Source organism: Streptomyces sp. NPDC043685 (assembly GCF_056436585.1).
The window spans coordinates 462,282-487,707 of the sequence record NZ_JBWKCH010000002.1 but is presented as its reverse complement, the minus strand read 5'-3'; the positions used below and the strand labels follow the sequence as shown (position 1 = coordinate 487,707).

20 protein-coding genes and 2 tRNA genes are annotated in these 25,426 nt (G+C 69.2%); 3 read left to right on the top strand and 19 right to left on the bottom strand.

What is annotated here, in order from left to right:
* Positions 1 to 338: 338 nt before the first annotated feature.
* From AC0665_RS06950 to AC0665_RS06895, 12 genes are all read right to left on the bottom strand, one after another.
* Positions 339 to 2,303: a TIGR03960 family B12-binding radical SAM protein gene (locus tag AC0665_RS06950; RefSeq protein WP_478602299.1), complete on the bottom strand. Its 1,965-nt coding sequence runs from the start codon at positions 2,301 to 2,303 to the stop codon at positions 339 to 341.
* Between the two features lie 87 nt (positions 2,304 to 2,390).
* Positions 2,391 to 3,896 (bottom strand): CYTH and CHAD domain-containing protein, encoded by a 1,506-nt coding sequence (locus AC0665_RS06945; RefSeq protein WP_478704575.1) that lies wholly within the window; start codon positions 3,894 to 3,896, stop codon positions 2,391 to 2,393.
* A gap of 63 nt (positions 3,897 to 3,959) precedes the next feature.
* A complete protein-coding gene (locus AC0665_RS06940; RefSeq protein ID WP_468633691.1) occupies positions 3,960 to 4,568 on the bottom strand; it encodes a hypothetical protein in 609 nt (202 codons plus the stop codon).
* Positions 4,569 to 4,590: 22 nt separating this feature from the next.
* Entirely contained in the window at positions 4,591 to 5,793 is a 1,203-nt protein-coding gene (rodA, locus tag AC0665_RS06935; protein ID WP_478704574.1) for a rod shape-determining protein RodA, read from the bottom strand.
* Positions 5,790 to 8,036, bottom strand: coding sequence for a penicillin-binding protein 2 (mrdA, locus tag AC0665_RS06930; protein WP_468409038.1), 2,247 nt, complete (start codon positions 8,034 to 8,036; stop codon positions 5,790 to 5,792). Before mrdA ends, rodA begins: the two co-directional genes overlap by 4 nt.
* Positions 8,037 to 8,184: 148 nt before the next feature.
* Positions 8,185 to 8,856: a rod shape-determining protein MreD gene (mreD, locus tag AC0665_RS06925; protein ID WP_478704573.1), complete on the bottom strand. Its 672-nt coding sequence runs from the start codon at positions 8,854 to 8,856 to the stop codon at positions 8,185 to 8,187.
* Positions 8,857 to 8,869: 13 nt separating this feature from the next.
* Entirely contained in the window at positions 8,870 to 9,817 is a 948-nt protein-coding gene (gene mreC / locus AC0665_RS06920) for a rod shape-determining protein MreC (protein ID WP_468409042.1), read from the bottom strand.
* Positions 9,818 to 9,961: 144 nt separating this feature from the next.
* Complete coding sequence (locus AC0665_RS06915; protein WP_006133575.1) at positions 9,962 to 10,981, bottom strand: rod shape-determining protein; 1,020 nt, start codon at positions 10,979 to 10,981, stop codon at positions 9,962 to 9,964.
* A 274-nt stretch (positions 10,982 to 11,255) separates the two neighbouring features.
* Complete coding sequence (gene ndk / locus AC0665_RS06910) at positions 11,256 to 11,669, bottom strand: nucleoside-diphosphate kinase (protein WP_363118802.1); 414 nt, start codon at positions 11,667 to 11,669, stop codon at positions 11,256 to 11,258.
* 65 nt (positions 11,670 to 11,734) lie between these two features.
* A complete protein-coding gene (locus tag AC0665_RS06905) occupies positions 11,735 to 12,091 on the bottom strand; it encodes a DUF4233 domain-containing protein (RefSeq protein ID WP_363118803.1) in 357 nt (118 codons plus the stop codon).
* A 5-nt stretch (positions 12,092 to 12,096) separates the two neighbouring features.
* Positions 12,097 to 13,620, bottom strand: a complete 1,524-nt coding sequence (gene folC / locus AC0665_RS06900) for a bifunctional tetrahydrofolate synthase/dihydrofolate synthase (protein WP_468409048.1) — start codon at positions 13,618 to 13,620, stop codon at positions 12,097 to 12,099.
* Between the two features lie 178 nt (positions 13,621 to 13,798).
* Positions 13,799 to 16,423, bottom strand: a complete 2,625-nt coding sequence (locus AC0665_RS06895; protein WP_468409050.1) for a valine--tRNA ligase — start codon at positions 16,421 to 16,423, stop codon at positions 13,799 to 13,801.
* Positions 16,424 to 16,561: 138 nt separating this feature from the next.
* Between AC0665_RS06895 and AC0665_RS06890 the strand changes: the two genes are divergently transcribed.
* A complete protein-coding gene (locus tag AC0665_RS06890; RefSeq protein WP_478704572.1) occupies positions 16,562 to 17,503 on the top strand; it encodes a hypothetical protein in 942 nt (313 codons plus the stop codon).
* Between the two features lie 60 nt (positions 17,504 to 17,563).
* Here AC0665_RS06890 and clpX read toward each other — a convergent pair whose 3' ends face one another.
* The 5 genes from clpX to AC0665_RS06865 all read right to left on the bottom strand — a co-directional run bounded on the left by clpX (position 17,564) and on the right by AC0665_RS06865 (position 22,440).
* Positions 17,564 to 18,850, bottom strand: coding sequence for an ATP-dependent Clp protease ATP-binding subunit ClpX (gene clpX, locus AC0665_RS06885; protein ID WP_468409054.1), 1,287 nt, complete (start codon positions 18,848 to 18,850; stop codon positions 17,564 to 17,566).
* Positions 18,851 to 19,030: 180 nt separating this feature from the next.
* Positions 19,031 to 19,738, bottom strand: coding sequence for an ATP-dependent Clp protease proteolytic subunit (locus AC0665_RS06880; RefSeq protein WP_468409056.1), 708 nt, complete (start codon positions 19,736 to 19,738; stop codon positions 19,031 to 19,033).
* Between the two features lie 109 nt (positions 19,739 to 19,847).
* Positions 19,848 to 20,453, bottom strand: a complete 606-nt coding sequence (locus AC0665_RS06875) for an ATP-dependent Clp protease proteolytic subunit (protein ID WP_192234658.1) — start codon at positions 20,451 to 20,453, stop codon at positions 19,848 to 19,850.
* A 327-nt stretch (positions 20,454 to 20,780) separates the two neighbouring features.
* On the bottom strand, positions 20,781 to 22,169 hold the full coding sequence (gene tig, locus AC0665_RS06870) for a trigger factor (protein WP_363118807.1): 1,389 nt from the start codon (positions 22,167 to 22,169) through the stop codon (positions 20,781 to 20,783).
* Between the two features lie 194 nt (positions 22,170 to 22,363).
* Positions 22,364 to 22,440: transfer RNA gene (locus AC0665_RS06865), tRNA-Pro, on the bottom strand.
* A 165-nt stretch (positions 22,441 to 22,605) separates the two neighbouring features.
* On the opposite strand from AC0665_RS06865, the gene AC0665_RS06860 reads away from it, so the two are divergent.
* A tRNA-Gly gene (locus AC0665_RS06860) sits at positions 22,606 to 22,676 on the top strand.
* Positions 22,677 to 22,781: 105 nt separating this feature from the next.
* Here the strand turns inward: AC0665_RS06860 and AC0665_RS06855 are convergent.
* The gene (locus tag AC0665_RS06855) at positions 22,782 to 23,012 is read right to left on the bottom strand and encodes a hypothetical protein (protein WP_478704571.1); all 231 of its coding nucleotides are present in this window, start codon (positions 23,010 to 23,012) and stop codon (positions 22,782 to 22,784) included.
* Between the two features lie 405 nt (positions 23,013 to 23,417).
* Positions 23,418 to 23,612: a hypothetical protein gene (locus tag AC0665_RS06850; RefSeq protein ID WP_010041885.1), complete on the bottom strand. Its 195-nt coding sequence runs from the start codon at positions 23,610 to 23,612 to the stop codon at positions 23,418 to 23,420.
* Positions 23,613 to 24,304: 692 nt separating this feature from the next.
* Between AC0665_RS06850 and AC0665_RS06845 the strand changes: the two genes are divergently transcribed.
* A complete protein-coding gene (locus tag AC0665_RS06845; RefSeq protein ID WP_468633676.1) occupies positions 24,305 to 25,417 on the top strand; it encodes an acyltransferase family protein in 1,113 nt (370 codons plus the stop codon).
* The last annotated feature ends 9 nt before the right edge of the window (positions 25,418 to 25,426 follow it).

Sequence of the window (25,426 nt, the reverse complement as noted above, 5' to 3'; positions counted from 1 at the left end):
CCAGCACACAGTCTGAACTGGGGGAACCTGACCGAGTCGGCCCCCCGGGGGAGCGTCACCAACCCGGCCTGCTCAGCGGGTCCCCCACAGAACGGGCCTCTCACCTCCCGGGCGCCGCGCGTGAGGCGGGACGGGGGGCAGGGGCCCGCGTTGCCAGACCATGGGCGTGAGCCGCGGGAGTACGCCCGGCCTTTTCACGATGCTGCTGTTCAAGATCTGCGAACTGTTGCGCTGAGCGACCGCGGATCGACCTCACTGCCGCTCGGCGGCGAGTGACCGCAGTGCAGCCACTGCTTCAGCAGGGGCGCGGGCGGTCACTCGCCGGGGGCGTCACTCACTCAGTGCTGGTGCCCGCTCGGCGCCGGCGCCGCGTTCTTCACCGTCAGGGGCAGCAGCTTCTTGCCCGTCGGGCCGATCTGGATCTGGGTGTCCATCTGCGGGCACACCCCGCAGTCGAAGCACGGCGTCCAGCGGCAGTCGTCGACCTCGGTCTCGTCGAGGGCGTCCTGCCAGTCCTCCCAGAGCCAGTCCTTGTCCAGGCCGGAGTCGAGGTGGTCCCAGGGGAGGACCTCCTCGTAGGTGCGCTCACGGGTGGTGTACCAGTCGACGTCGACACCGAAGGGGGCCAGGGCCTTGTCGGCGCATTGCATCCAGCGGTCGTACGAGAAGTGCTCGCGCCAGCCGTCGAAGCGGCCGCCGTCGTCGTACACCGCGCGGATGACCGCGCCGATGCGGCGGTCGCCCCGGGAGAGCAGGCCCTCGACGATGCCGGGCTTGCCGTCGTGGTAGCGGAAGCCGATGGAACGGCCGTACTTCTTGTCGCCGCGGATCTTGTCCCGCAGCTTCTGCAGCCGGGCGTCCGTCTCTTCGGCGGAGAGCTGCGGTGCCCACTGGAAGGGCGTGTGGGGCTTGGGGACGAAGCCGCCGATGGAGACCGTGCAGCGGATGTCGTTGGAGCGGGAGACCTCGCGGCCCTTGGCGATGACCTTCGTCGCCATGTCGGCGATCTGGAGGACGTCGTCGTCGGTCTCCGTCGGCAGGCCGCACATGAAGTACAGCTTCACCTGGCGCCAGCCGTTGCCGTACGCCGTGGCGACCGTGCGGATCAGGTCCTCTTCCGAGACCATCTTGTTGATGACCTTGCGGATGCGCTCCGAGCCGCCCTCGGGGGCGAAGGTGAGGCCCGAACGCCGGCCGTTCCTGGTCAGCTCGTTCGCCAGGTCGATGTTGAAGGCGTCCACGCGGGTGGAGGGCAGCGACAGACCGATCTTGTCGTCCTCGTAGCGGTCCGCGAGACCCTTGGCGATGTCGCCGATCTCCGTGTGGTCCGCGGAGGACAGCGACAGCAGGCCGACCTCCTCGAAGCCCGTCGCCTTCAGGCCCTGCTCGACCATGTCGCCGATGCCGGTGATGGAGCGTTCGCGCACGGGGCGCGTGATCATGCCGGCCTGGCAGAAACGGCAGCCGCGGGTGCAGCCGCGGAAGATCTCCACGGACATGCGCTCGTGGACCGTCTCGGCCAGCGGCACGAGCGGCTGCTTGGGGTAGGGCCACTCGTCGAGGTCCATGACGGTGTGCTTGGAGACCCGCCACGGCACGCCGCTGCGCTTGGGCACGACACGGGCGATCCGGCCGTCGGGCAGGTACTCGACGTCGTAGAAGCCGGGGACGTACACCCCGCCCGTCTTCGCGAGCCGGAAGAGGAGCTCCTCGCGGCCTCCGGGACGGCCCTCGGCCTTCCAGGCGCGCACGATCGCGGTGATCTCCAGGACCGCCTGCTCGCCGTCGCCGATCACGGCGCAGTCGATGAAGTCGGCGATCGGCTCGGGGTTGAACGCCGCGTGGCCGCCGGCCAGGACGATCGGGTCGTCCAGGCCGCGGTCCTTGGCCTCCAGCGGGATGCCGGCCAGGTCGAGGGCGGCCAGCATGTTGGTGTAGCCGAGCTCCGTGGAGAAGGACAGGCCGAACACGTCGAAGGCCTTCACCGGCCGGTGGCTGTCCACCGTGAACTGCGGGACGTGGTGCTCCCGCATGAGCTCCTCGAGGTCGGGCCACACGCTGTACGTGCGCTCGGCGAGGACGCCCTGCTGCTCGTTGAGCACCTCGTAGAGGATCATGACGCCCTGGTTGGGCAGACCGACCTCGTAGGCGTCCGGGTACATGAGCGCCCAGCGGACGTCACAGGAGTCCCAGTCCTTGACCGTGGAGTTGAGCTCTCCGCCGACGTACTGGATCGGCTTCTGCACATGCGGGAGCAGAGCTTCGAGCTGCGGGAAGACCGACGCAGCGACTTCGGCAGGCATGTCGCGCACCTTCGTGAGCTGGACTGAACTGACAGGGGTGACCATCCAGACTAACGCGATCGCGGGGGGCCTCCGTACGCCGGAAGGTCAGAGGTCCGCCGCACCGTCCTTGATCGCGTCCCAGAACCCGGGCAGTTCGGCCTCCGCGCGCACCGCCCGCCGCTCCTCGCGTTCATGGAGGAGGCCGTAGGTGAAGGCGCTCTCCCCCGCCGCGTGGGCGACCGCCGACAGCTCGCGGAGGGTCTGCCGGGCCATCACGCTGTCCTGGTGTTCGCCGAGCAGGTCCTGGAGCGCTTTCATGGACTTGACCAGGGCCTTGGCCGGCTTGCCGAGGACGCCTTCGGCCGCCTCCGCCGCGTAGCGGGTGCGCTTGGCCTTCTTGCGCGCCTCGTGCAGGGCGACGTCCCGGTCGGTGCCGGGCTCCAGGCCGGCGGCGTGCCCGATCAGCCGGGACACCTTGCGGAAGTCCTTGCGCACGGCCTTGGCCATCGGCTTGCGCGGGTTCTTTCCGGCCGCCTTCAGCAGCGGCGGGTCCGCGATCAACGCGTCCAGGGTGTCGAGGAGGGCGAGGTAGCGGCGGGAGTCCAGCACGCCCAGGAGGCGGCCGCGTGCCCCGCCGTGCTCGGCGCTCGACCAGGAGCGCAGGCGCTCGGCGACCGGGCCGCGGACCAGGCCCGCGGGCACCTCGTCGACGGCCGCCGTCAGCCGCTCGGCCAGCACCTCGCGGTCCCGGTCCAGGCCGAGCTCGCCGGCGAGCCACTTCAGCTCGTCGGCGACGGGGCCGGTGACCTCCCGGTCGAGGATGTTCCCGAACGACTTGAACGTGCTGCGCAGCCGGCGGGTGGCCACGCGCATGCTGTGCACGGAGTCCTCGGCGTCCCGGCGGACGGCGGGGTCGAGCTCCACGATCGCGTCGCGCTGCGCGCGCACATAGGCGAGCACATGGTCCCCGGCGGTCACCGGCCGCCCGGCGGGCGGGGGCACCCGCCGCTGCACCGGTGCCGTCTCCTGGAGGGCCCGGGCCAGCTTCGAGGACGCCGCCGAGGGCCGTACGCCCGCCTTGCGCAGCCGCTTGTCCAGCTTGTCGAGCACCGCCGGATCCGTCCCGTCGGCGAGCTCCACCTCGATCTCGGTCCACCGTGATGTGCCGCCGCGGCCCGTGAGCCGCTCGGCGTGCACGGTGTCCACGCTCATCTCGGCGAGCAGCCGGCCGTCGGCGTCGAGCAGATGGCGGACGTCGCGGTCGGAGCGCAGCCGGACCAGCGGAAGCAGTTCGCGGTCGCGGACGCGGGAGCGGACCAGCGCGGCGAGTTCGCCGGGGAGGGTGTCGGAGAGGGGGGCGTGGATCTCCTCGCGGACGTCCGGGGCGACCGGGAACTTCAGGTGCCAGCCCGCGTCGGAACCGCCGGTGCGGCGGCGCAGGGTGACGGACGACGCGGCGAGGCGTTCGTCAGCGGTGTCGTAGTAGGTGGCGTCGAGGTGGGACACACCCCTGTCGGCAACGGCCGCGACCCCGGCCGCTCCGGTCAGGTCGGGAAGCCCGCCCTCAACGGATTCGTACTTGCGCTCGATCTCCCGTTTCGTCTCCGCCATGCGTCAAATCTAGTGGCCGACCGGCCCGGACAGCAGAGGTGAGCACCCCGGGGGGCGCGGCTCTCAGGTCGTCAGCAGGGCCCGCAGCTGCTCGCCGTCCGGGAACGGCGCGTCCTTCGCCGTCCGGGAGACGAGGTACACATGGGCGTCCTCGAACTGGTGGTACGACAGCGGCTCCGGGCCCTGGCCGACCATCAGCACGTTGTGCTCCCGGCGCCAGCTGACGTACCGGGTGTCGTATTTCGGCTGCCGGATGTCATGGTCCGGCAGACCCAGCCGCTCGGTGAAGCGCCCCACCACGGTGGCGAAGTGGGCGTCGAACTCCGGCCGCCAGGCGCCCTGCTCGCTGGTCCAGCCGGGCAGCACGCCCCAGCAGTCCTCGTCGAGCAGACCGCCGTCGACGCTGTAGAGGTAGGCGAAGGGCAGATGGAGCGAGCCGTCGCCGTCGCAGGTGACGAAGTGGCCCTGCGGGGTGATGTGGGTGGCGTCGGGGACATCGGGGGTGTCCTGGTACGCCGGTCCCCCCACCGCCTGCGACCAGTCGGGCCAGCCGGCCTCGCGCATCCGCGCCTCGATGGCGTCGCCGTCGGTCAGATCCAGCTCCGCCAGCGCGAGGAGATGACTCACCATCTCCTCGCTCACCGGGCAATGGGCGACGTATTCGCCGGACATTCCGCTCCCCCCGTCCCGGCCGCTAGGCCGACATCGGCCGTTGCACCCGGATCGACTGCAACAACCCGACCGCTATCCACACGGCGAACATCGATGATCCGCCGTACGACACGAACGGCAGCGGCAGACCGGTGACCGGCATGATGCCGAGCGTCATGCCGATGTTCTCGAACGTCTGGAAGGCGAACCAGGCGACGATGCCCGCGGCCACGATCGTGCCGTACAGGTCGGTGGTCTCCCGGGCGATACGGCAGGCCCGCCACAGGACGATGCCGAGGAGGACGATGATCAGGCCGCCGCCCAGGAAGCCCAGCTCCTCCCCCGCCACCGTGAAGACGAAGTCCGTCTGCTGCTCGGGCACGAACTGGCCGGTGGTCTGCGAGCCGTGGAAGAGGCCGGAGCCGGTCAGCCCGCCGGACCCGATGGCGATCCGGGCCTGGTTGGTGTTGTAGCCGACGCCGGCCGGGTCGAGCTCGGGGTTGGCGAAGGCGGCGAAGCGGTTGATCTGGTACTCGTCGAGGATCCCGAGCTGCCAGACGGTGACCGCGCCGAGGGTGCCCGTGCCGAGCAGGCCGAACACCCACCGGTTGGACGCCCCGGAGGCGAGCAGCACGCCGAGCACGATGATGACCATCACCATGACCGACCCCAGGTCGGGCATCAGCATCACGATCAGCATCGGCACGGCGGCCAGGGCCAGCGCCTGCACGACCGTGCGGTGGTCGGGGTACTGCTTGTCGCCCGCGTCGACCCTGGCCGCCAGCAGCATCGCCATGCCCAGGATGATCGTGACCTTTACGAACTCCGAGGGCTGGAGCGAGAAGCCGCCGGGCAGCTGGATCCAGGAGTGGGCGCCGTTGATCGTGGAGCCGAGCGGGGTCAGCACCAGCAGGATCAGCAGCAGCGAGAAGCCGTACAGGACCGGCACGGCCGTGCGCAGGCCGCGGTGGCCGAGCCAGATCGTGCCGGCCATCAGGGCCAGGCCGATGCCGGTGTTCAGCAGGTGCCGGACGAGGAAGAAGTACGGGTCGCCCTGGTTGAGCTCCGTGCGGTTGCGGGTCGCGGAGTAGACCAGGAGCGTGCCGAGCAGCGACAGGGCCAGCGCCGACAGCACGATCGGCCAGTCGAGCCGCCGCGCCACCGAGTCCCGGGCCAGCAGCCGCGTCCAGCCGGAGCGCTCGGGCCCGTAGCCGGAGACCTGGAAACTGTTCACACCGCCGGTCATGCCGGCCACCTCCGGCTTCCCCGGCGGCGGCGCCGCCTTCGGGTGTCACGGTTCTCCGGCGTCGGCGGGGCCGTCGTCGCGGGCTGGAGCGGGTCGGCCGGGGCGTTCGGGTCCTTCTTGTCGGCCTTCTGGTCCTTGGCCGGGTCCTTGGAGACCTTCGGGGACGTGATGGTGCCGTCCGTCTTGATCTTCGGCAGGGTCTTCTGCGGGGTCGGCAGGAGGGCCTTCTTGGAGTCGATGGCGCCGTCCTCGGAAACGCCGTACAGCGCGTTGTAGATGTTGCGCACGGCGGGGCCGGAGGCACCGGAGCCCGTACCACCCTGGGAGATCGTCATGACGATCGAGTAGTCCTTGGTGTACGTGGCGAACCAGGAGGTCGTCTGCTTGCCGTAGACCTCCGCCGTACCCGTCTTGGCGTGCATCGGGATCTTGTCCTGCGGCCAGCCGCCGAACCTCCAGGCGGCCGTACCGCGGGTGGCGACTCCCGCGAGGGCTTCGTCTATCTCGTCGCGCGTCTTGCGCGTCATGGGCAGCTTGCCGTGCGACTCGGGCTTGATCGGCGTGACGGTCTTGCCGTCGGCGCTGATGACGGCCTTGCCGACGGAGGGGTTGTAGAGGGTGCCGCCGTTGGAGATGGCCGAGTAGATGGTGGCCATCTGGATGGGCGTGACGAGCGTGTCGCCCTGGCCGATGGAGTAGTTGACGGAGTCACCGGCGCGCAGGCGGTTGCCCTCGAGACAGTTCTCGTAGGCGATCTTCTCGGCGTAGCTGCCGCTGCGCTTGCCGGTGCGGCACCAGGCGTCCTTGTTGGCCTTCCAGTAGTTCAGCTTCCACTGGCGGTCGGGGACGCGGCCGGTGACCTCGTTGGGGAGGTCGATGCCGGTCTCCTTGCCGAGGCCGAACTGGTGGGCTGTCTTGTAGAACCAGTCGTGGGCGTTCTTCTTCGGCTTGGTGCCACCGTCGCGCTTCCACTCCTCGTGGGAGAGGCGGTAGAAGACGGTGTCGCAGGAGACCTCAAGGGCGCGGCCGAGGCTGATCGGGCCGTGGCTCTGGGACTCGAAGTTCTTGAAGACCTGGCCACCGATGGAGTACGAGCTGGAGCAGTCGTAGGGGCCGTTGAAGGAGTAGCCGGCGTTGACCGCGGCGGCCGTCGGGATGACCTTGAAGATGGAGCCGGGCGCCGACTGGCCCTGGATGGCGCGGTTGAGCAACGGGTAGTTGGACTTCTTGCCGGTGAGCCTGGCGTAGTCCTTGGCGGAGATGCCGCCGACCCAGGCGTTCGGGTCGTAGGTCGGGTTCGACGCCATGGCGACGACGCGGCCGGTCTTGGCCTCCATGACGACGACGGCTCCGGAGTCCGCCTTGTAGTTCGTGCCCGTGTTGCGGTCGTGCTGCCGGCGGGCCTCCTTCATGGCCTCGTTCAGCTGGTACTCGGCGATGCGCTGGACGCGGGCGTCGATGCTGGTGACGAGGTTGTCGCCGGGGTGGGCGGGGTCGGCCTCGGCCTGGCCGATGACGCGGCCGAGGTTGTCGACCTCGTAGCGGGTGACGCCGGCCTTGCCGCGCAGGGCCTTGTCGTACTGGCGCTCCAGGCCGGAGCGGCCGACCTGGTCGGAGCGCAGGTACGGCGAGTTGGTGTTCTGCGCCTTCTTGATCTCCTCGTCGGTGACCGGCGAGAGGTAGCCGAGGACCTGGGCGGTGTTGGCCTTGCCCGGGCTCGGGTAGCGGCGCACGGCTTCCGGCTCGGCGGTGATGCCGGGGAAGTCCTCGGCGCGCTCGCGGATCTGCAGGGCCTGCTTGGCGGTGGCCTCGTCGGTGATGGGGATGGGCTGGTAGGGCGAGCCGTTCCAGCAGGGCTGCGGCGTCTTGGCGTCGCACAGCCGGACCTTCGCCTGGACCTCCTTGGGCGTCATGCCCAGGACCCCGGCGAGCTTGGTGAGGACTTCCTTGCCGTCGTCCTTCATCTTCAGCAGGTCGGTGCGGGAGGCGGAGACCACCAGCCGCGTCTCGTTGTCCGCGAGGGCCACACCGCGCGCGTCCAGGATGGAGCCGCGCACGGCCGGCTCGACGACCTGCTGGACGTGGTTGCCCGACGCCTCCTTGGCGTAGGCCGCGCCCTCACGGATCTGGAGGTACCACAGGCGCCCGCCGAGGGTGAGCAGGAGGGAGAGAACGAGGACCTGGATGACGACGAGCCGGATCTGGACCCGTGGATTCCGGCCGGTCTCGGGAATGTTGGTCACTGCGGCTGCCTCCTCCTCTCGGTGCGCGTACGGCTGTGCGGATGTGACGGTGCGTCCGGGTACGGATGTGCGGATACGAGGGGGGAACGAAGGGCCCCCGAGCCGGCGTTCCTACCGGACCGGTCCGTTCGGGTGAACTTCCCTGCGGTCACAGCCGCTTGACCCCCTTGATGCGCCCGGCCCGCGCCGTCCGTGCCCGGGCCGCCTTCACACGCAGCCCGTTGCGCTGGCCGCCGATCCGCAGTCCGGTGCCGCCGGAGAGCCAGCCGGAGGAGATGTCGGTGGCCTTGCCGGCGGAGCCGGTCTCGGCGAGTGGATCGTTCTCCGCGCGCCGGGCCAGGGCCATGATCCCGGGCACGACGAACGGGGCGAGCAGCAGGTCGTACAGGGCGGCCGTGAACAGCAGGCTGCCGAGGCCGACGTGGCGGGCGGCGGTGTCCCCGACGAGGGCGCCGACCCCGGCGTACAGCAGGGTGGAGCCGATCGCGGCGGCGACCACCACGACCATGGGGCCGGTCGCGGACTTCAGCTGCCCGGTCTCGGGCTTCACGAGGCCCGCGAGGTAGCCGATGACGCACAGCACGAGGGCGTAGCGCCCGGCGGCGTGGTCGGCGGGCGGGGCCAGGTCGGCGAGCAGACCCGCCCCGAAGCCGACCAGGGCGCCGCCCACATGCCCGTACACCAGCGCGAGGCCGAGCACGGTGAGCAGCAGCAGGTCGGGCACCGCGCCCGGCAGGTGGAGGCGGGCGAGGACGCTCACCTGGATCACCAGGGCGACGACGACCAGGGCGGAGGAGAGCAGGATCCGGTTGACGCGCATGGGGTGACAGCTCCTACTGCTCTTGCTGATTCTGGCCGTCCACGGGCGCCTCGGCCGACGGCGTCACGGTCACCGTCACCGTCGGCCGGGGAGTCGGCTTGGGCTTGGGCGGGAGGACCGTGTCACGCGGGTCCTTCTTCGGCGCCTCGACGACGACACCGACGATGTCGAGCTTGGTGAAACCGACGTACGGAGTGACGTAGAGCGTGCGGGTCAGGCCGCCGCCGGAGGGGTCGACGCGGGAGACCACGCCGACGGGCACGCCGGGCACGAAGGGCCGGTCGGCCTGCGAGCCGAAGGTGACCAGGCGGTCGCCCTTCTTCACCTCGGCCTTGCCGTTGAGGAGTTCGACGCGCAGCGGGCGGTCGCCCTGACCGGAGGCGAAGCCGAGCTCGTCGCCGGACTCCATGCGGGTGCCGACGGTGAAGTCGGGGTCGCTGGCCAGCAGGACCGTGGCGGTGTTCGGGCCGACGGTGGTGACCCGGCCGACGAGCCCCTCCCCGTTCAGCACGGTCATGTCGCGCTTGATGCCGTCCTTGGCGCCGACGTCGATGGTGATCGTCCAGGAGAAGCCCTGTGCGGCCCCGATGGCGATGACCTCGGCGCCCTTGATGCCGTACTGGCCCCGGCCGGCGATCTTCAGCATCTTGTCGAGCTGCTTGAGGCGGCTGCGGCTGCGGTCGTCGCTGCCGAGCCGCGCCTTCAGGGCCGCGTTCTCCTTTTCCAGCATGGCGAGCCGGTCGTGCCGTTCGCCGGAGTCGCGGATGGCGGAGACCGCGTTGCCGACCGGGTCGACCGCGGCCGAGACGCCGCTCTCGATCGGGCCGAAGACCGTCGCCGCGCCCTGCCGGGCGCCGTCGACGGGCGAGTCCTCCCCACCGCGGATGTCCACCGTGATCAACGCGAATGCGACGGCGATCAGCAGCACCAGGAGCAGCCGGCTCTCTCGTGTGTCCCTCACGTGCGGCGGCCGTGCCCTTCCTCATAGGAATTCGGGAAGCCCCAGGGAAACCCGAGGGGCTGCTTTGTGGGAGCTTATGCCTCTATATCAACGATCCGCCGTACGAGAGGAGATCGTCCCGTACGGCGGAATCGAAGAGTGATGTCATCTGCGCGGCTGCGCGTCCAGCACCTGCTGGAGCGCCTCGAACTCCTCGACGCACTTTCCGGATCCGAGCGCCACGCTGTCGAGCGGGTCCTCGGCGATGTGGATCGGCATGCCGGTCTCCCGGCGCAGCCGCTCGTCGAGACCGCGCAGCAGCGCTCCACCGCCGGTCAGAACGATTCCTCGGTCCATGATGTCGCCGGACAGCTCCGGCGGGCATTTGTCGAGGGTCGTCTTGACGGCGTCGACGATCGCGTTGACCGGCTCCTCGATCGCCTTGCGGACTTCGGCGGCGGAGATGACCACGGTCTTCGGCAGTCCCGAGACGAGGTCCCGGCCGCGGATTTCGGTGTGCTCGTCGGTGTCGAGGTCGTACGCCGAACCGATCGTGATCTTGATCTGCTCGGCCGTGCGCTCACCCAGCAGGAGGGAGTACTCCTTCTTGATGTGCTGGATGATCGCGTTGTCCAGTTCGTCGCCCGCGACACGGATGGACTGGGCGGTGACGATGCCGCCGAGGGAGATGACCGCGACCTCCGTGGTGCCGCCGCCGATGTCCACCACCATGTTGCCCGTGGCCTCGTGGACCGGCAGGCCGGAGCCGATGGCCGCGGCCATGGGCTCCTCGATGATGTGCACCTGACGGGCGCCGGCCTGGGACGACGCCTCGATGACGGCGCGGCGCTCGACGCCCGTGATGCCCGAGGGCACACAGACGACGACCCGCGGACGAGCCAGATACCTCCGCTTGTGGATCTTCAGGATGAAGTAGCGGAGCATCCGCTCGGTGATCTCGAAGTCGGCGATCACGCCGTCCTTCAGCGGACGCACGGCAACGATGTTGCCAGGCGTGCGCCCGATCATCTTCTTCGCTTCGGCGCCGACCGCGAGGATGCCACCGGTGTTGGTGTTGATCGCGACGACGGACGGCTCGTTGAGTACGATCCCGCGACCCCTGACGTACACCAGCGTGTTGGCGGTCCCGAGGTCGACAGCCATGTCACGGCCGATGAACGACATTGAGTTCCCCATCAGGATTCGTCTGGCCTTCCCAGTAGCTTTTGAGGGCTTTTCAGGTAGGCAAAGGTGGGTGCTGTGACGTGAAGGGTTCCATCGTAGACGCGCCTTCGCGAACACTGCGGGAGGGTCTCCGCCATTGTCAGCAGAAGCCGACCGCATTCGCTTCTGGAGACGGGCGTTCGGGGCCCATCGTTCCCTCGATCGCCACGCATATGCCGCAAAGCCCAGGGGCCTGGCCCCCGGACTCGCGGTATGTGCTGGTGAGGTGCGCAGACTACGCCCGGCCGGGGAAGAAAATCTTCACCTCGCGCTCGGCGGACTCCTCGGAGTCGGAGGCGTGGATCAGGTTCTCCCGGACGATCACACCGAAGTCACCGCGGATGGACCCGGGCGCCGCGGCGATCGGGTCGGTCGGGCCGGCGAGCGCGCGCACACCCTCGATGACCCGCTCACCCTCGACGATCAGCGCCACGACCGGGCCGGAGGACATGAACTCCACCAGCGGCTCGTAGAAGGGCTTGCCCTTGTGCTCGCCGTAGTGCTGCTCCAGCGTGTCCTGGTCCAGGGTGCGCAGCTCCAGCGCGGTGATCGTCCAGCCCGCCTTGCGCTCGATGCGGCTGATGATCTCGCCGGTCAGGCCGCGACGGACGGCGTCGGGCTTGAGGAGGACGAGGGTGCGCTGGCTCACGACGGGCTCCTTGTGGGTGAAGGTCTTGCGGTGGAACGAGATTACCCGGCGTGTCGGGGCCCCTGTTACGCAGCGTCAGGTGTGGAGGAACCCGCCTGGGCCGCGAACCTCGCCTTCGCCTCGTCCACCTTCCGCCCGTAGTGCACGGACGCCCACCACAGCGCCGCGAAGATCGCGCCCAGGAAGAACATGGTCGGCACGATGAACCCCGACGCGATGAGCGCGATCTGCAGCGCCCAGCCGAGGACGACCCCGCCCGGACGCGTCACCAGGCCGCACAGCACCAGGCACAGGAACATCGCGATGCCGCTGACCGTCCACACGGTCGTCATGGACAGGTCGGGGTTCTTCATGGCGACCAGACCGGCGAACCCGATGACGAAGAACTCGCCGATCAGGGTCGAAGAACAGAGCGTGCGCACGGGACTCAGCCCCTCCCCAGCAGCAGTCGGGCCTCGCCGACGGTGATGACGGAACCGGTGACGAGCACGCCGCCGCCGGAGAACTCGCCCTCCTCCTCGGCCAGGGTGATGGCGGCCTCCAGCGCGTCGGGCAGCCGTGGCTCGACCTGGACGCGCTCCTCGCCGAACACCTCCACGGCGATACCGGCGAGCTCGTCGGCGTCCATCGCGCGGTGGCTGGAGTTCTGCGTGACCACGACCTCGGCGAACACCGGCTCGAAGGCCTCCAGCAGCCCCCGTACGTTCTTGTCGCCGCTCGCGCCGACCACGCCGATGAGGCGGCTGAACTGGAAGGCCTCTCCGATCGCCTCGGCCGCCGCCCGGGCGCCCGCCGGGTTGTGGGCGGCGTCCAGCACGACCGTCGGCGACCTGCGCACGACCTCCAGCCGGCCCGGCGAGGCGACGGCGGCGAAGGCCTTGCGGACCGTGTCCAGGTCCAGCGCGTCGGCCCGCTGCGCGCCGACGCCGAAGAACGCCTCGACGGCGGCGAGCGCGACGGCCGCGTTGTGCGCCTGGTGCGCGCCGTGCAGGGGCAGATACACCTCGGGGTACTCGCCGCCGAGCCCGCGCAGCGTCACCAGCTGCCCGCCTACGGCCACCTGCCGCTCCACGACGCCGAACTCCAGCCCCTCCCGGGCCACGGTCGCGTCCACCTCGACGGCCTTCTTCAGCAGCACCTGAGCGGCGTCGACCGGCTGCTGCGCCATGATGACCGTCGCACCCTGCTTGATGATGCCGGCCTTCTCGGTGGCGATCTCGGCGTGTGTGGAGCCGAGCCGGTCGGTGTGGTCGAGGTCTATCGGCGTGATGACGGCGACGTCCCCGTCGATCACGTTCGTGGCGTCCCAGGAGCCGCCCATGCCGACCTCGACGACACCGACGTCCACGGGCGCGTCGGCGAACGCCGCGTACGCCATGCCGGTGAGCACCTCGAAGAAGGACAGCCGGTACTCCTGCGCGGCGTCGACCATCTCCACGTACGGCTTGATGTCCTGGTACGTCTCGATGAACCGCTCGGGCGCGATCGGGGCGCCGTCGAGGCTGATGCGCTCGGTGATCGACTGCACGTGCGGCGAGGTGTAACGGCCGGTGCGCAGCTCGAAGGCGCCGAGCAGGGCCTCGATCATGCGGGCCGTGGAGGTCTTGCCGTTCGTCCCCGTGATGTGGATCGACGGGTACGACCGCTGGGGCTCCCCCAGCACGTCCATCAGCGCGGCGATACGGCTGACGGAGGGCTCCAGCTTGGTCTCGCCCCAGCGGGTGGCGAGCTCGGTCTCGACCTCGCGCAGGGCCTTGTCGACCTCGGGGTCGGCCGGCCGGGTGGGGATGTCGGCGTCGGGCGGGCCGCCCTGGGTGCGCAGGGTGCGGCTGCCGGCCTCGATGACCGCGAGGTCGGGGTCGCGGGTGGTTTCCTCGGCGATGATCTCGTCGAAGGCGTTGAGGGGGTCGGGCTGGTCGTCGGCGCTGGGGTCTGGAGGGAGCTCGCTCACGGGGCCAGTCTACGGAGCGGGGGTGACATCGGTGGGGGGTGGTTTGTGTCGTCCGGTGTCCGCGGGCCGGTGGGGGCAGGTCGCGCGGTCCTCTCGCCCCCGAGGCCGTCGCCCCCGCGGTGCGCGTGAGGCCCCCGGGCCTGACGGCACCGGGGGCCTCACACTCCATACGAACGGGCTACGCCTGCGGCAGGCGCTCCAGCTGGGCCTGGATGCGGGCGATGTCCTCCTCCGCCTTGGCGAGGCGGGTGCGGATCTTGTCGACGACGTGGTCGGGTGCCTTCGCCAGGAACGCCTCGTTGCCGAGCTTGGCGTTCGCCTGGGCCTTCTCCTTCTCGGCCGCCGCGAGGTCCTTGGCCAGGCGCTTGCGCTCCGCCGCGACGTCGATCGTGCCGGAGAGGTCGAGCGCGACCTCCGCGCCGGCGACCGGGAGGGTCGCGGTGGCCGTGAAGTCCTCGCCCTCCGGCTGGAGGCGCAGCAGCTGGCGGATGGCGGCCTCGTGGGGGGCCAGGGCGGTGCCGGTCAGCTCCAGGCGGGCCGGGACCTTCTGGCCGTCCTTCAGTCCCTGGTCCTTTCGGAACCGGCGGACCTCGGTGATGACCCGCTGGACCAGCTCGATCTCCTGCTCGGCGGCCTTGTCACGGAACCCGGAGTCCTTGGGCCATTCGCCGACGACCAGGGACTCGCCGCCGGTCAGGGTGGTCCACAGGGCGTCCGTGACGAAGGGGATGACCGGGTGGAGCAGACGCAGCATCACGTCCAGGACCTCGCCGAGGACCCGCCCGGAGACCCTGGCCGGCTCGCCGCCCGCGAAGAACGTGGTCTTGGACAGCTCGACGTACCAGTCGAAGACCTCGTCCCACGCGAAGTGGTAGAGCACGTCGGCGAGCTTGGCGAACTGGTAGTCGTCGTAGTACGCGTCGACCTGGGCGACCGTGGTGTTCAGGCGCGAGAGGATCCAGCGGTCCGCCGCGGACATCTCGGAGGCGTCCGGCAGCGGGCCCTCGATCGTGGCGCCGTTCATGAGGGCGAAGCGGGTGGCGTTCCAGATCTTGTTGGTGAAGTTCCGGGAGGCCTTGACCCAGTCCTCGCCGATCGGCACGTCCGCGCCCGGGTTGGCGCCGTTGGCGAGCGTGAAGCGGACGGCGTCGGAGCCGTAGGCGTCCATCCAGACCAGCGGGTCGACGGCGTTCGGGTTCGACTTCGACATCTTCTTGCCGAACTCGTCCCGGACCAGGCCGGTGAGGGCGATGGTGTGGAACGGGGCCTCGCCGTCCATCGCGTAGAGGCCGAACATCATCATCCGGGCGACCCAGAAGAAGATGATGTCGTGGCCGGTCAGCAGCACGTCGGTCGGATAGAACTTCGCCAGGTCCGGCGTCTTCTCCGGCCAGCCGAGCGTGGAGAACGGCCACAGGCCGGAGGAGAACCAGGTGTCGAGGACGTCGGAGTCCTGGACCCAGCCCTCACCGGTGGGCGGCTCGTCGTCCGGGCCGACACAGACGACCTCGCCGTCGGGGCCGTACCAGATCGGGATGCGGTGACCCCACCACAGCTGGCGCGAGATGCACCAGTCGTGCATGTTGTCGACCCAGTCGAAGTAGCGCTTCGACATCTCCTGCGGGTGGATCTTCACCCGGCCGTCGCGGACCGCGTCACCGGCGGCCTTGGCGAGCGGACCGACCTTGACCCACCACTGCATCGACAGCCGCGGCTCGACCGTGGTCTTGCAGCGCGAGCAGTGGCCCACCGAGTGCATGTAGGGGCGCTTCTCGGCGACGATCCGGCCCTGCTCCTTGAGCGCGCCGACGACCGCCGAACGGGCCTCGTAGCGGTCCAGGCCGAGGAACGGGCCGTGGACGGTGATGATGCCGTGCTCGTCCATGATCGTCATGGCGGGCAGGTCGTGACGCTGGCCGATGGCGAAGTCGTTCGGGTCGTGCGCCGGGGTCACCTTGACGGCTCCGGTGCCGAACTCGGGGTCGACGTGCTCGTCGGCGACGACCGGAATCGTCCGGTCGGTCAGCGGCAGCTTGATCTGCTTGCCGAGCAGGTGCTTGTAGCGCTCGTCGTCCGGGTGGACGGCGACGGCGGTGTCGCCGAGCATCGTCTCGGCGCGGGTGGTGGCGACGACGAGGGAGTCCTCACCCTCGCCGTACCGGATGGAGACCAGCTCGCCGGCGTCCTCCTGGTACTCCACCTCGATGTCGGAGATGGCCGTCAGACAGCGCGGGCACCAGTTGATGATGCGCTCGGCGCGGTAGATCAGCTCGTCGTCGTAGAGCTTCTTGAAGATGGTGAGAACGGCCTTGGACAGGCCCTCGTCCATCGTGAACCGCTCGCGGTCCCAGTCGACGCCGTCGCCGAGGCGCCGCATCTGGCCGAGGATCTTGCCGCCGTACTCCTCCTTCCACTGCCAGACGCGCTCGACGAACTCCTCGCGGCCCAGGTCGTGACGGGACTTGCCCTCGTCGGCGAGCTGCTGCTCGACCTTGTTCTGGGTGGCGATACCGGCGTGGTCCATCCCCGGCAGCCACAGCGACTCGTAGCCCTGCATGCGCTTGCGGCGCGTGAGGGCGTCCATGAGCGTGTGCTGGAAGGCATGGCCCAGGTGGAGGGAACCGGTGACGTTCGGCGGCGGGATGACGATGGTGTACGCAGGCTTCTCGCTCTTGGCGTCGGCGGCGAAGTAACCCCGCTCTACCCAGCGCTCGTACAGCGGCCCCTCTACGTCGGCCGGCGCGTACTGGGTCGGCAGGTCGGTGCTGGGCGCTGGTGGCTGCTGCTGAGCGTTCTCGGTCACGGGGGTCAGTTTAGAGGTGTCACCACCCCGTCCCGAAACGCGTTTCCTTTGTAACGGTGGGGGCCCCGATGCCATGCACACGGCGGGTCTGCGCCAGGATGTCCGGAACACATAAGCATCTGGAGGGGAACCCAGAACATGAGTTACAACCAGCCGGGCCCGTACGGCGGGCAGCCCCAGCAGCCCGGTCCGTACGGCCAGCCGGGCCCGTACGGCCAGCCGCCGCAGGCGCCCCAGCCCGGCTACGGCTATCCCCAGCAGGCCCCTCCGCCCCAGCCCGGCTACGGCTACCCGCAGCAGGCCCCGCAGGGCGTCCCGCCGCAGCAGGCCCCGTACGGCCAGCAGCCGCCCTATGGCCAGCAGCCGCAGTACGTTCCCCAGCCGCCCGCGCCGGGTGGCGGCGGGAAGAAGACCGGCCTCATCATCGGCGCGGTCGCCCTCGTGGCGGCGATCGGCGTGGGCGCGTACTTCGTGATCGGCGGGGGCGGTGGCGCGGGTTCCCTGGAGGACGACGGGCCGCACAAGCTGACGACTCCGGCGACGGTGCTCAGCGAGTACAAGCGCACCACGAAGGATGGAGCCACCGCCGGCAGCGACTCGACCTCGGAGGTGGAGAAGAGCGGCGTCAAGAACGCCAAGTCCGTGGCGGGTCTCTACAACACGCTGGACATGAGCGACTACGACCCGAACGACCCGGCGTCGGCGGGGAAGCTGGCGACGGCCAAGACTCTTACAGTGGCCGGTGCTTACGGCGAGATCTCCGACCCCGAGACGACGCTGGACCTCTTCTTCGCCAACTTCAAGAAGTCGGCCGACAAGGAGTCCGCCACCGGGTCGGGCAAGCCCGAACTGGTGGGCGAGCCCGAGGCGGCCGACCTCGACGGTGCGGTCATGAAGTGCCAGTCGGTCAAGGGCCAGGACCGGCTCTCCAAGAAGGAGAAGGTCAACTGGTTCTGCGCGTGGGCCGACTACAGCACCCTCGCCATCGTGTCGCCGGGTGAGGTGGCGCAGGGCGTCACCAAGGACGTGGCGATCGACCTCACGACCAAGGTCCGCAAGGAGATCCGCGTCGCGGCCTGACGGCGGTCACGACAAAGGCGCCCGGCAGCAGTGCCGGGCGCCTTCGCGTGCAGTGGGTGATCAGGCCGTCTTCTGCTCCCCCGGCCCCCGCCCCCGCGCATCCCGCGGAATCAGCGTCGGGTTGACGTTCGACTGGACGACGTCCGCCGTGATGACGACCCTGGCCACGTCCTTGCGGGACGGGACCTCGTACATCACGCCCTGGAGGACTTCCTCCATGATGGCGCGCAGGCCGCGCGCGCCGGTCTGGCGGAGGATGGCCTGGTCGGCGATGGCTTCCAGGGCCTCACGCTCGAAGTCCAGCTCGACGCCGTCGAGTTCGAACAGGCGCTGGTACTGCTTCACCAGCGCGTTGCGCGGCTCGACGAGGATCTGGAGCAGGGCCTCGCGGTCGAGGTTGTGGACCGAGGTGATGACCGGCAGGCGGCCGATGAACTCGGGGATCATGCCGAACTTGACCAGGTCCTCCGGCATGACCTCCTGGAACTGGTCCTTGGACTCCATCTCGCGCTTGGAGCGGATCTGCGCGCCGAAGCCGATGCCCTTGGCGCCGGCCCGGGACTCGATGATCTTCTCCAGTCCGGAGAACGCACCGCCCACGATGAACAGCACGTTCGTCGTGTCGATCTGGATGAACTCCTGGTGGGGGTGCTTGCGGCCGCCCTGCGGCGGGACCGAGGCCGTGGTGCCCTCCAGGATCTTCAGCAGGGCCTGCTGGACGCCCTCGCCCGACACGTCGCGCGTGATCGAGGGGTTTTCACTCTTCCTCGCGACCTTGTCGATCTCGTCGATGTAGATGATCCCGGTCTCGGCCTTCTTGACGTCGTAGTCGGCCGCCTGGATCAGCTTGAGGAGGATGTTCTCGACGTCCTCGCCGACGTACCCGGCCTCGGTCAGCGCCGTGGCGTCGGCGATCGCGAAGGGGACGTTCAGCATGCGCGCGAGGGTCTGCGCGAGGAGGGTCTTGCCGGAGCCCGTGGGGCCGAGGAGCAGGATGTTGGACTTCGCCAACTCGATGGCGTCGTCGCGGCCGTTCCCTCCGCCGTTCTCGCCGGCCTGGACGCGCTTGTAGTGGTTGTAGACCGCTACGGAGAGGGCCTTCTTGGCGGCCTCCTGGCCGACCACGTAGCCCTCGAGGAACTCGTAGATCTCGCGCGGCTTCGGGAGTTCCTCCCAGCGGACCTCACTGGTCTCCGCGAGTTCTTCCTCGATGATCTCGTTGCAGAGGTCGATGCACTCGTCGCAGATGTAGACACCGGGCCCTGCGATGAGCTTCTTGACCTGCTTCTGGCTCTTGCCGCAGAACGAGCACTTGAGCAGATCGCCGCCGTCACCGATGCGTGCCACGGTGTGCTTCCCCTTCGCCTGGGAGACTCCTGGACGCGACGTCCAGCGGACTCCTGGTGCTGCCTTATGTCCGACGGTACCTTGCCGGGCCCCCCGTTCGGGCCCCCCTTGGCGCGGTTCGCTTTGACGTGAACCGAGCCAAACCGTGCCAAGGGGCGGCAGACGTTACAGCCTCTCGCGTCAGCGCAGGCTCGAGTTGTCCATCTTCCGGGTGGTGATGATCTGGTCGATCAGGCCGTAGCTCAGCGCGTCCTCGGCCGTGAGGATCTTGTCGCGCTCGATGTCCTCGCGGATCTTCTCGACCGGCGTGGTGGAGTGCTTGGCCAGCATCTCCTCCAGCTGCGCGCGCATCCGCAGGATCTCGTTGGCGGCGATCTCCAGGTCGGAGACCTGACCGCGGCCGGTCTCGCTGTACGGCTGGTGGATCAGCACGCGCGCGTTCGGCAGGGCCATGCGCTTGCCCGGCGTACCGGCGGCCAGCAGGATGGCGGCGGCGGAGGCGGCCTGGCCCATGCAGACCGTCTGGATGTCCGGCTTCACGTACTGCATCGTGTCGTAGATGGCCGTGAGCGCCGTGAAGGAGCCGCCGGGGCTGTTGATGTAGACCGAGATGTCACGGTCGGGGTCCATCGACTCCAGGCACAGCAGCTGCGCCATGACGTCGTTGGCGGAGGCGTCGTCGATCTGGACGCCGAGGAAGATCACGCGCTCCTCGAAGAGCTTCGCGTACGGGTCGTACTCGCGGATGCCCTGCGAGGTGCGCTCGACGAAGCGCGGGATGACGTAGCGGGACTCGGCCTGCGGGCCGGTGTAGCGGCCCTGCGAGGCGTTCATGTCCTGCACGGCGTGCATACGGTCGTAGATCCCACTGCCGGGGAACTGGTTCACGGTGTCTCCTGAAAGGGGCTGAAGCGGTCGGCTGGGGCTGTCTGGGGTCGCTGGGGCCCGGGAGGGCTCCGTGGGCCTCACGGGGCGCCACAGGCCCCGTGGGGACCGCTCAGGCCCCGGTGCCGCCGCCGCCCGGCATGCCGGCGGCCGTGGGGATGACGTCGTCGATGAGGCCGTACTCCTTGGCCTCGAAGGCGTCGAACCAGCGGTCGCGGTCCGAGTCGCGGGTGATCTGCTCGACCGTCTGGCCGGTGTGCTGCGAGGTCAGCTCGGCCATGCGCTTCTTGGTGTGCAGCAGCCGCTCGGCGTGGATCTTGATGTCCGAGGCCGAACCGGCGAGGCCGGCGGAAGGCTGGTGGATCAGAATCTCGGCGTTCGGCAGCGCGAAGCGCTTGCCGGGGGTACCCGCGCTGAGCAGGAACTGGCCCATCGAGGCCGCGAGGCCCATGGCGATGGTCACCACGTCGTTCTTGATGAACTGCATGGTGTCGTAGATCGCCATGCCGGCCGTGATCGAACCGCCGGGGCTGTTGATGTACAGGTAGATGTCCTTGTCCGGGTCGGCGGCAAGGAGCAGCAGCTGTGCGGTGATCTTGTTCGCGATGTCGTCGTCGACCGGCTGGCCGAGGAAGATGATCCGCTCGTTGAGCAGCCGGTTGTAGACCTGGTCGCCGAGGCCACCACCGATGGAAGGCTCGCCGGCGGCTGAAGGCATCAGATTCGTCACGTATCCACCTGCTCGTCTTACGACGGCGCCGGGCCGTCTCACGTTTCCCTAGGGGCTAGGAGCCGTTCGGGGACTCCACTGCCCTCGTATTCATGGACCCTAACGCGCGGGTCCCTTCGGGGAATCCCGGAGATGGGAGTGTTCGCCGGGGGCGTAGCGCCGCGCGGCTTCGGCGGGGTGGTTCCGTCCATCGGCGGCCGCGGGCGCGTCGTGGTCGCCCGCGCGGTTCCCCGCGCCCCTGAGGCCACCACGCAACGGGCCCACGAGAGGCACTGTGCCTCTCGTGGGCCCGTCTGCACGGCTCTACCCGGGGGATCAGCCCTCGGTCTTCTCCTCGGCGGACTCCGCCGGGGTCTCCTCGGCGGAGGCCTCCGCGGACTCGGTCTCGTCCTCTTCGTCGTCGAGGTCGATGATCTCGCCGTTGGTGTCCTTGACCGTGGCCTTCTCGACCACGACGGCCAGGGCCTTGCCGCGAGCCACCTCGCCGACCAGGAGCGGAACCTGGCCGCCCTCGACGACCGCCTGGGCGAACTGGTCGGGGGACATGCCGGAGGAGGCCGCGCGCCGCATGAGGTGCTCGGTGAGCTCCTCCTGGTTGACGTTCAGCTTCTCCTGCTTGACCAGCTCGTCGAGGACGAACTGGGTCTTGATGCCCTTGACCGCGGCTTCCTTGGTCTCGGCGTCGAACTCCTCCTCGCTCTTGCCCTGGATCTCCAGGTACTTCGCGAGGTCGAGGCCCATCTGGCCGAGCTGGTGGTGCTCGAGGTTGTGCTTGCGGGTGTTGATCTCGTCCTCGAGCAGCTTCTCGGGGACCGGGACCTCGACCAGCTCGAGCAGCTTCTCCAGGACGCGCTCCTGGGCCTGCGTGGCCTGGTCGTACTGCTTCATGTTCTCCAGGCGCTTGCGGCTGTCCGCGCGCAGCTCCTCGAGGGTGTCGAACTCGGAGGCGAGCTGCGCGAACTCGTCGTCCAGCTCGGGCAGTTCACGCTTGGCGACCTGGGTGACCTTGACGGTGACCTCGGCCTCCTTGCCGGCGGCGGAGCCGCCCTTGAGCTCGGAGGTGAAGGTGGCCTCGCCACCGGCCTCCAGGCCCTTCACGGCGTCGTCGATGCCGTCCAGCAGCTCGCCGGAGCCGATGGTGTAGGAGACACCGTCGGCGACACCGTCCTCGAGGACCTCGCCGTCGACCTTGGCGCGCAGGTCGATGGTCACGACGTCGCCGTCCTCGGCGGCACGCTCGACCGGGGCGGTGGAGGCGAAGCGCTCGCGCAGCTCCTCGACGGCCTTGTCGACGTCCTCGTCGGTGACCTCGACGGCGTCGACCTCGACCTCGATCCCGGAGAAGTCCGGAATCTCGATGGACGGACGGATGTCGACCTCGGCGGTGAAGTTCAGCGTCTCGCCGTCCTTCAGCTCCGTGATGTCGACCTCGGGCTGGCCCAGCACGCTGAGCTCGGCCTCGTTGACGGCGTCGGTGTAGAACTTGGGAAGCGCGTCGTTGACCGCTTCCTCCAGAACCGCACCGCGACCGAACCGCTGGTCGATGACCCGGGCCGGGACCTTGCCCTTGCGGAAGCCCTTCACCGTGACCTGCTGGTTGATCTTCTTGTACGCCGCGTCGAGGCTGTCCTTGAGCTCCTCGAAGGGCACCTCGACAGTGAGCCGAACCCGAGTCGGGTTCAGGGTCTCCACGGCGCTCTTCACGGTTCGGTCTCCTTGTGGCTGACTTCTTGGTTTCTGCCGGGGCCAGAGCGGCCCGGCGGATTTCGCCGCCCGGAGGACTTCAGACGATGAGACACACGGGCGTGCAGCTTGCATAGTAACGGCAGCGACTACACCGCCCAAAAGGCGATCACGGAAGCGATCGGATGGGCGATCACACGAGGTGATCGGGTGGCTGGTCGGGGTGGCGGGATTTGAACCCACGGCCTTCCGCTCCCAAAGCGGACGCGCTACCAAGCTGCGCCACACCCCGTCTGGTGCGACACGTAGGGTACATGCCGCACGACGGTGCGGCCGCCGCATTTCCACAGGCTGTGTGCCGCGTCGTCCCCGAGGGGAATGCGGTGTGCGACGGAGGGGGCCGACCCGCTACGATGCCTTCAGTGCCGCGGTCGTCCCGACCCGCGGCGCGTGCTGTGCGGGCGTAGCTCAATGGTAGAGCCCTAGTCTTCCAAACTAGCTACGCGGGTTCGATTCCCGTCGCCCGCTCTTCATGGCTCAGGGCCAGGCGGAGGATCATTCCTCCGCCTGGCCCTGAGTGTTTCCCCTGAGCGGTCCAAGCCGGTTCGTCCCGACCCGACGCTTGACGGTGCCCTACGAACCGGAGTCACGGTCCCGCAGGGCGCTGATGCCGCCGGCATCGTTGAAATGCTGATGGGCATGAGCCTGGCGACGCGCATCGCGGAGGCCTCTCGTAGCCACCGCCTCGATGCGCCGCGCTTCGGGACCGGCAGGCATCCGGCGCCGATCACGGCGCACCAGCACGATCACCGCGGCCGCCACCACGGACACGACCGCCATGCCAGTCATCGCCATGTAGCCCATGGTCACCACCCCGTTTTCCGCCCCCGGCCGCTGATCACGACCCGCGCCCTGCGGCCTCATCGCCGAAGACCGCCCAGGCAGCCATACCCAGTCGGCTGTCACCGCAGGCCAGGCGCTCCCGCCCCCCTCGTATCGGGCCGGGACGGCGAAGGGGGGCGGTGGTGGCGGGGCGGGAGGTGATGGTGCCGGTCCCCGGGCGTTCTCGGCGGGGCGTGCGCCTGGACGTGGGTCCGGGGTCCGCTTCGGGCCGGGAGAGCGCGGCCGCCCGGGATGCGGCGCGTCGGCGACGGGGGGCGTGGAGGCCTCGGACGCCTCCACTGCCCGGCCACGCGCCGATCGCGAGGAGGCGGTCCTCCCCCGCTTCCACGGCCTGCGCGCCGAGGCCGGGGCTCGTGGGCCGGCCGGTCAGAAGCTGATGGAGTTGATCGTCTCCGCTATCGAGTTCAGGAACCGGTTGATGGACGGGGCCATGCCGGTGGAGGCGAGGAAGAAGCCGAAGAGGATCGCCACGATCGCCGGCCCTGCCTTGATGGATCCCCCTCTCAGCAACACCACAAGGATGATCGCCAACAGCAGCACCACAGACAGTGAAATGGCCACAACTGATCACACCCTCGGTCGGTCCGCACTCCCGGCCCGGGGACGCGACCCCGCGCCCCCGCCAGAACCATCGTGCCACCAACGTGGCCCGCCTATGCGGCCGGTGACACATCGACTACGCCCGTGTCGCCCCCGATCGTCCGCGCCACCCGTGCGCCCGGAGCCAACGGCGGTCGGTCGCACGGCAATTCGACGAGCCACCCGCACAGGGAATTCGGCCGTATCGTTTCCATCTCCACACAACGCGTTCGCAGCTAATTCGAATTGTCGCCACAGCCTCACCAACACGCGTACACGCAGGGGCCGAAGAGGGTCGAAGCGGACAATCCACCGGAGTCGCCTGCTGGTCTTATGGGCCGCTTAGTCCGGAAGTGTCATGACAAGCAGGACCCAGGCGGTGCACGCAATCCGCCAGCGGACCATGTGTTGGCCATCACGCCGACAGTGACGCCAACTACCCGTAATCCGGGGTACCCGAGCGAATAGCCAGGAATCACTTCCGGCGTTTTACGAATAGCTGCTGGGAACGCTAGGGTGCCTCAGATGTTCCACGCTGCCTCGTCCCCCGTACGCGCAGCGAGGTCCCGGATCGTCTCCCCCAGCTCCTGGTGGGAGGGTCTGTGACGAACTCGCTGCGACCGAACGGCGACCGCAGGGCGCCACTTCCCCCGGCACAGTCGCCGGCCGACGGAGTGCCGAGCCCGCGCTCGCCGCAGAGCACGCAGAAGAAGCAGAACGGCAGACAGCGCGACGCGTTCTTCGACAACGCCAAGTACCTCGCGATCGTGCTGGTGGCCATGGGCCACGCCTGGGAGCCCCTCAAGGGCGACAGCCGGATACTCGAGGCCGCGTACCAGGTCGTCTACGCGTTCCACATGCCGGCGTTCATCATCATCTCCGGTTACTTCTCCCGCAGTTTCGACATGCGGCCCGACCGGCTCAAGCGCCTGATCACCGGCGTCGCCGTGCCGTACATCATCTTCGAGACGGCCTATCCGCTCTTCAAGCGGGTCATCGACAACGACCCGCACCAGGAGATCAGCCTCCTCGACCCGTGGTACCTGACCTGGTTCCTGGTCGCGCTGTTCATCTGGCGCCTGACCACCCCCATCTGGAACCTGGTGCGCCGGCCGCTCCCCCTGGCGCTGGGTCTGGCCATGCTCGCGACCGTCACCCCGGAGATCGGTGACGACCTGGACCTCCAGCGCGTCCTGCAGTTCCTGCCGTTCTTCGTGCTGGGCCTGGTGATGAAGCCCGAGCACTTCCACATGGTGCGCACACGTGCGGTGCGTATCGCGTCGGTGCCCGTGTTCGCCGTCGCGCTGGCCTTCAGCTGGTGGGCGGTGCCGCGCATGAACACCGCGTGGTTCTACCACCGTGACGCCGCGCAGGAGCTGGGTGCCCCGTGGTGGACCGGCCCGGTCATGGTGCTCGCGATGTTCGGCTGCTCGCTGGTGCTGACCGCCTGCTTCTTCGCCTGGGTGCCGCGCCGCCAGATGTGGTTCACCGCTCTCGGCGCCGGCACGCTCTACGGCTACCTGCTGCACGGCTTCCTGGTGAAGGCCGGCGACTACCAGGGCTGGTTCGAGGCGTCCTGGCTGCACCACCCGGCCGGTGAGGTCCTCGTGACCCTCCTGGCCGCCGCCGTCGTGACGGTGCTGTGCACCGCGCCCGTGCGGCGCGTCTTCCGGTTCGCGATGGAGCCGAAGATGGAATGGGCCTTCAAGCGGGACGCCGCCGAGGTGGCCCGCGAACGCCAGGGCGCCGAGCGGCGCGAGCGCGAACGTGAGAAGGTCAACGCCTGACCCACGGGA

Coding starts and splice junctions, on each gene's coding strand:
- AC0665_RS06950 (WP_478602299.1), bottom strand. CDS start 2,303: ATGCCTGCCGAAGTCGCTGCGTCGGTCTTCCCGCAGCTCGAAGCTCTG.
- AC0665_RS06945 (WP_478704575.1), bottom strand. CDS start 3,896: ATGGCGGAGACGAAACGGGAGATCGAGCGCAAGTACGAATCCGTTGAG.
- AC0665_RS06940 (WP_468633691.1), bottom strand. CDS start 4,568: ATGTCCGGCGAATACGTCGCCCATTGCCCGGTGAGCGAGGAGATGGTG.
- rodA (WP_478704574.1), bottom strand. CDS start 5,793: ATGACCGGCGGTGTGAACAGTTTCCAGGTCTCCGGCTACGGGCCCGAG.
- mreD (WP_478704573.1), bottom strand. CDS start 8,856: ATGCGCGTCAACCGGATCCTGCTCTCCTCCGCCCTGGTCGTCGTCGCC.
- AC0665_RS06915 (WP_006133575.1), bottom strand. CDS start 10,981: ATGTCGTTCATCGGCCGTGACATGGCTGTCGACCTCGGGACCGCCAAC.
- AC0665_RS06890 (WP_478704572.1), top strand. CDS start 16,562: ATGAGTTACAACCAGCCGGGCCCGTACGGCGGGCAGCCCCAGCAGCCC.
- AC0665_RS06875 (WP_192234658.1), bottom strand. CDS start 20,453: ATGCCTTCAGCCGCCGGCGAGCCTTCCATCGGTGGTGGCCTCGGCGAC.
- AC0665_RS06855 (WP_478704571.1), bottom strand. CDS start 23,012: ATGGGCTACATGGCGATGACTGGCATGGCGGTCGTGTCCGTGGTGGCG.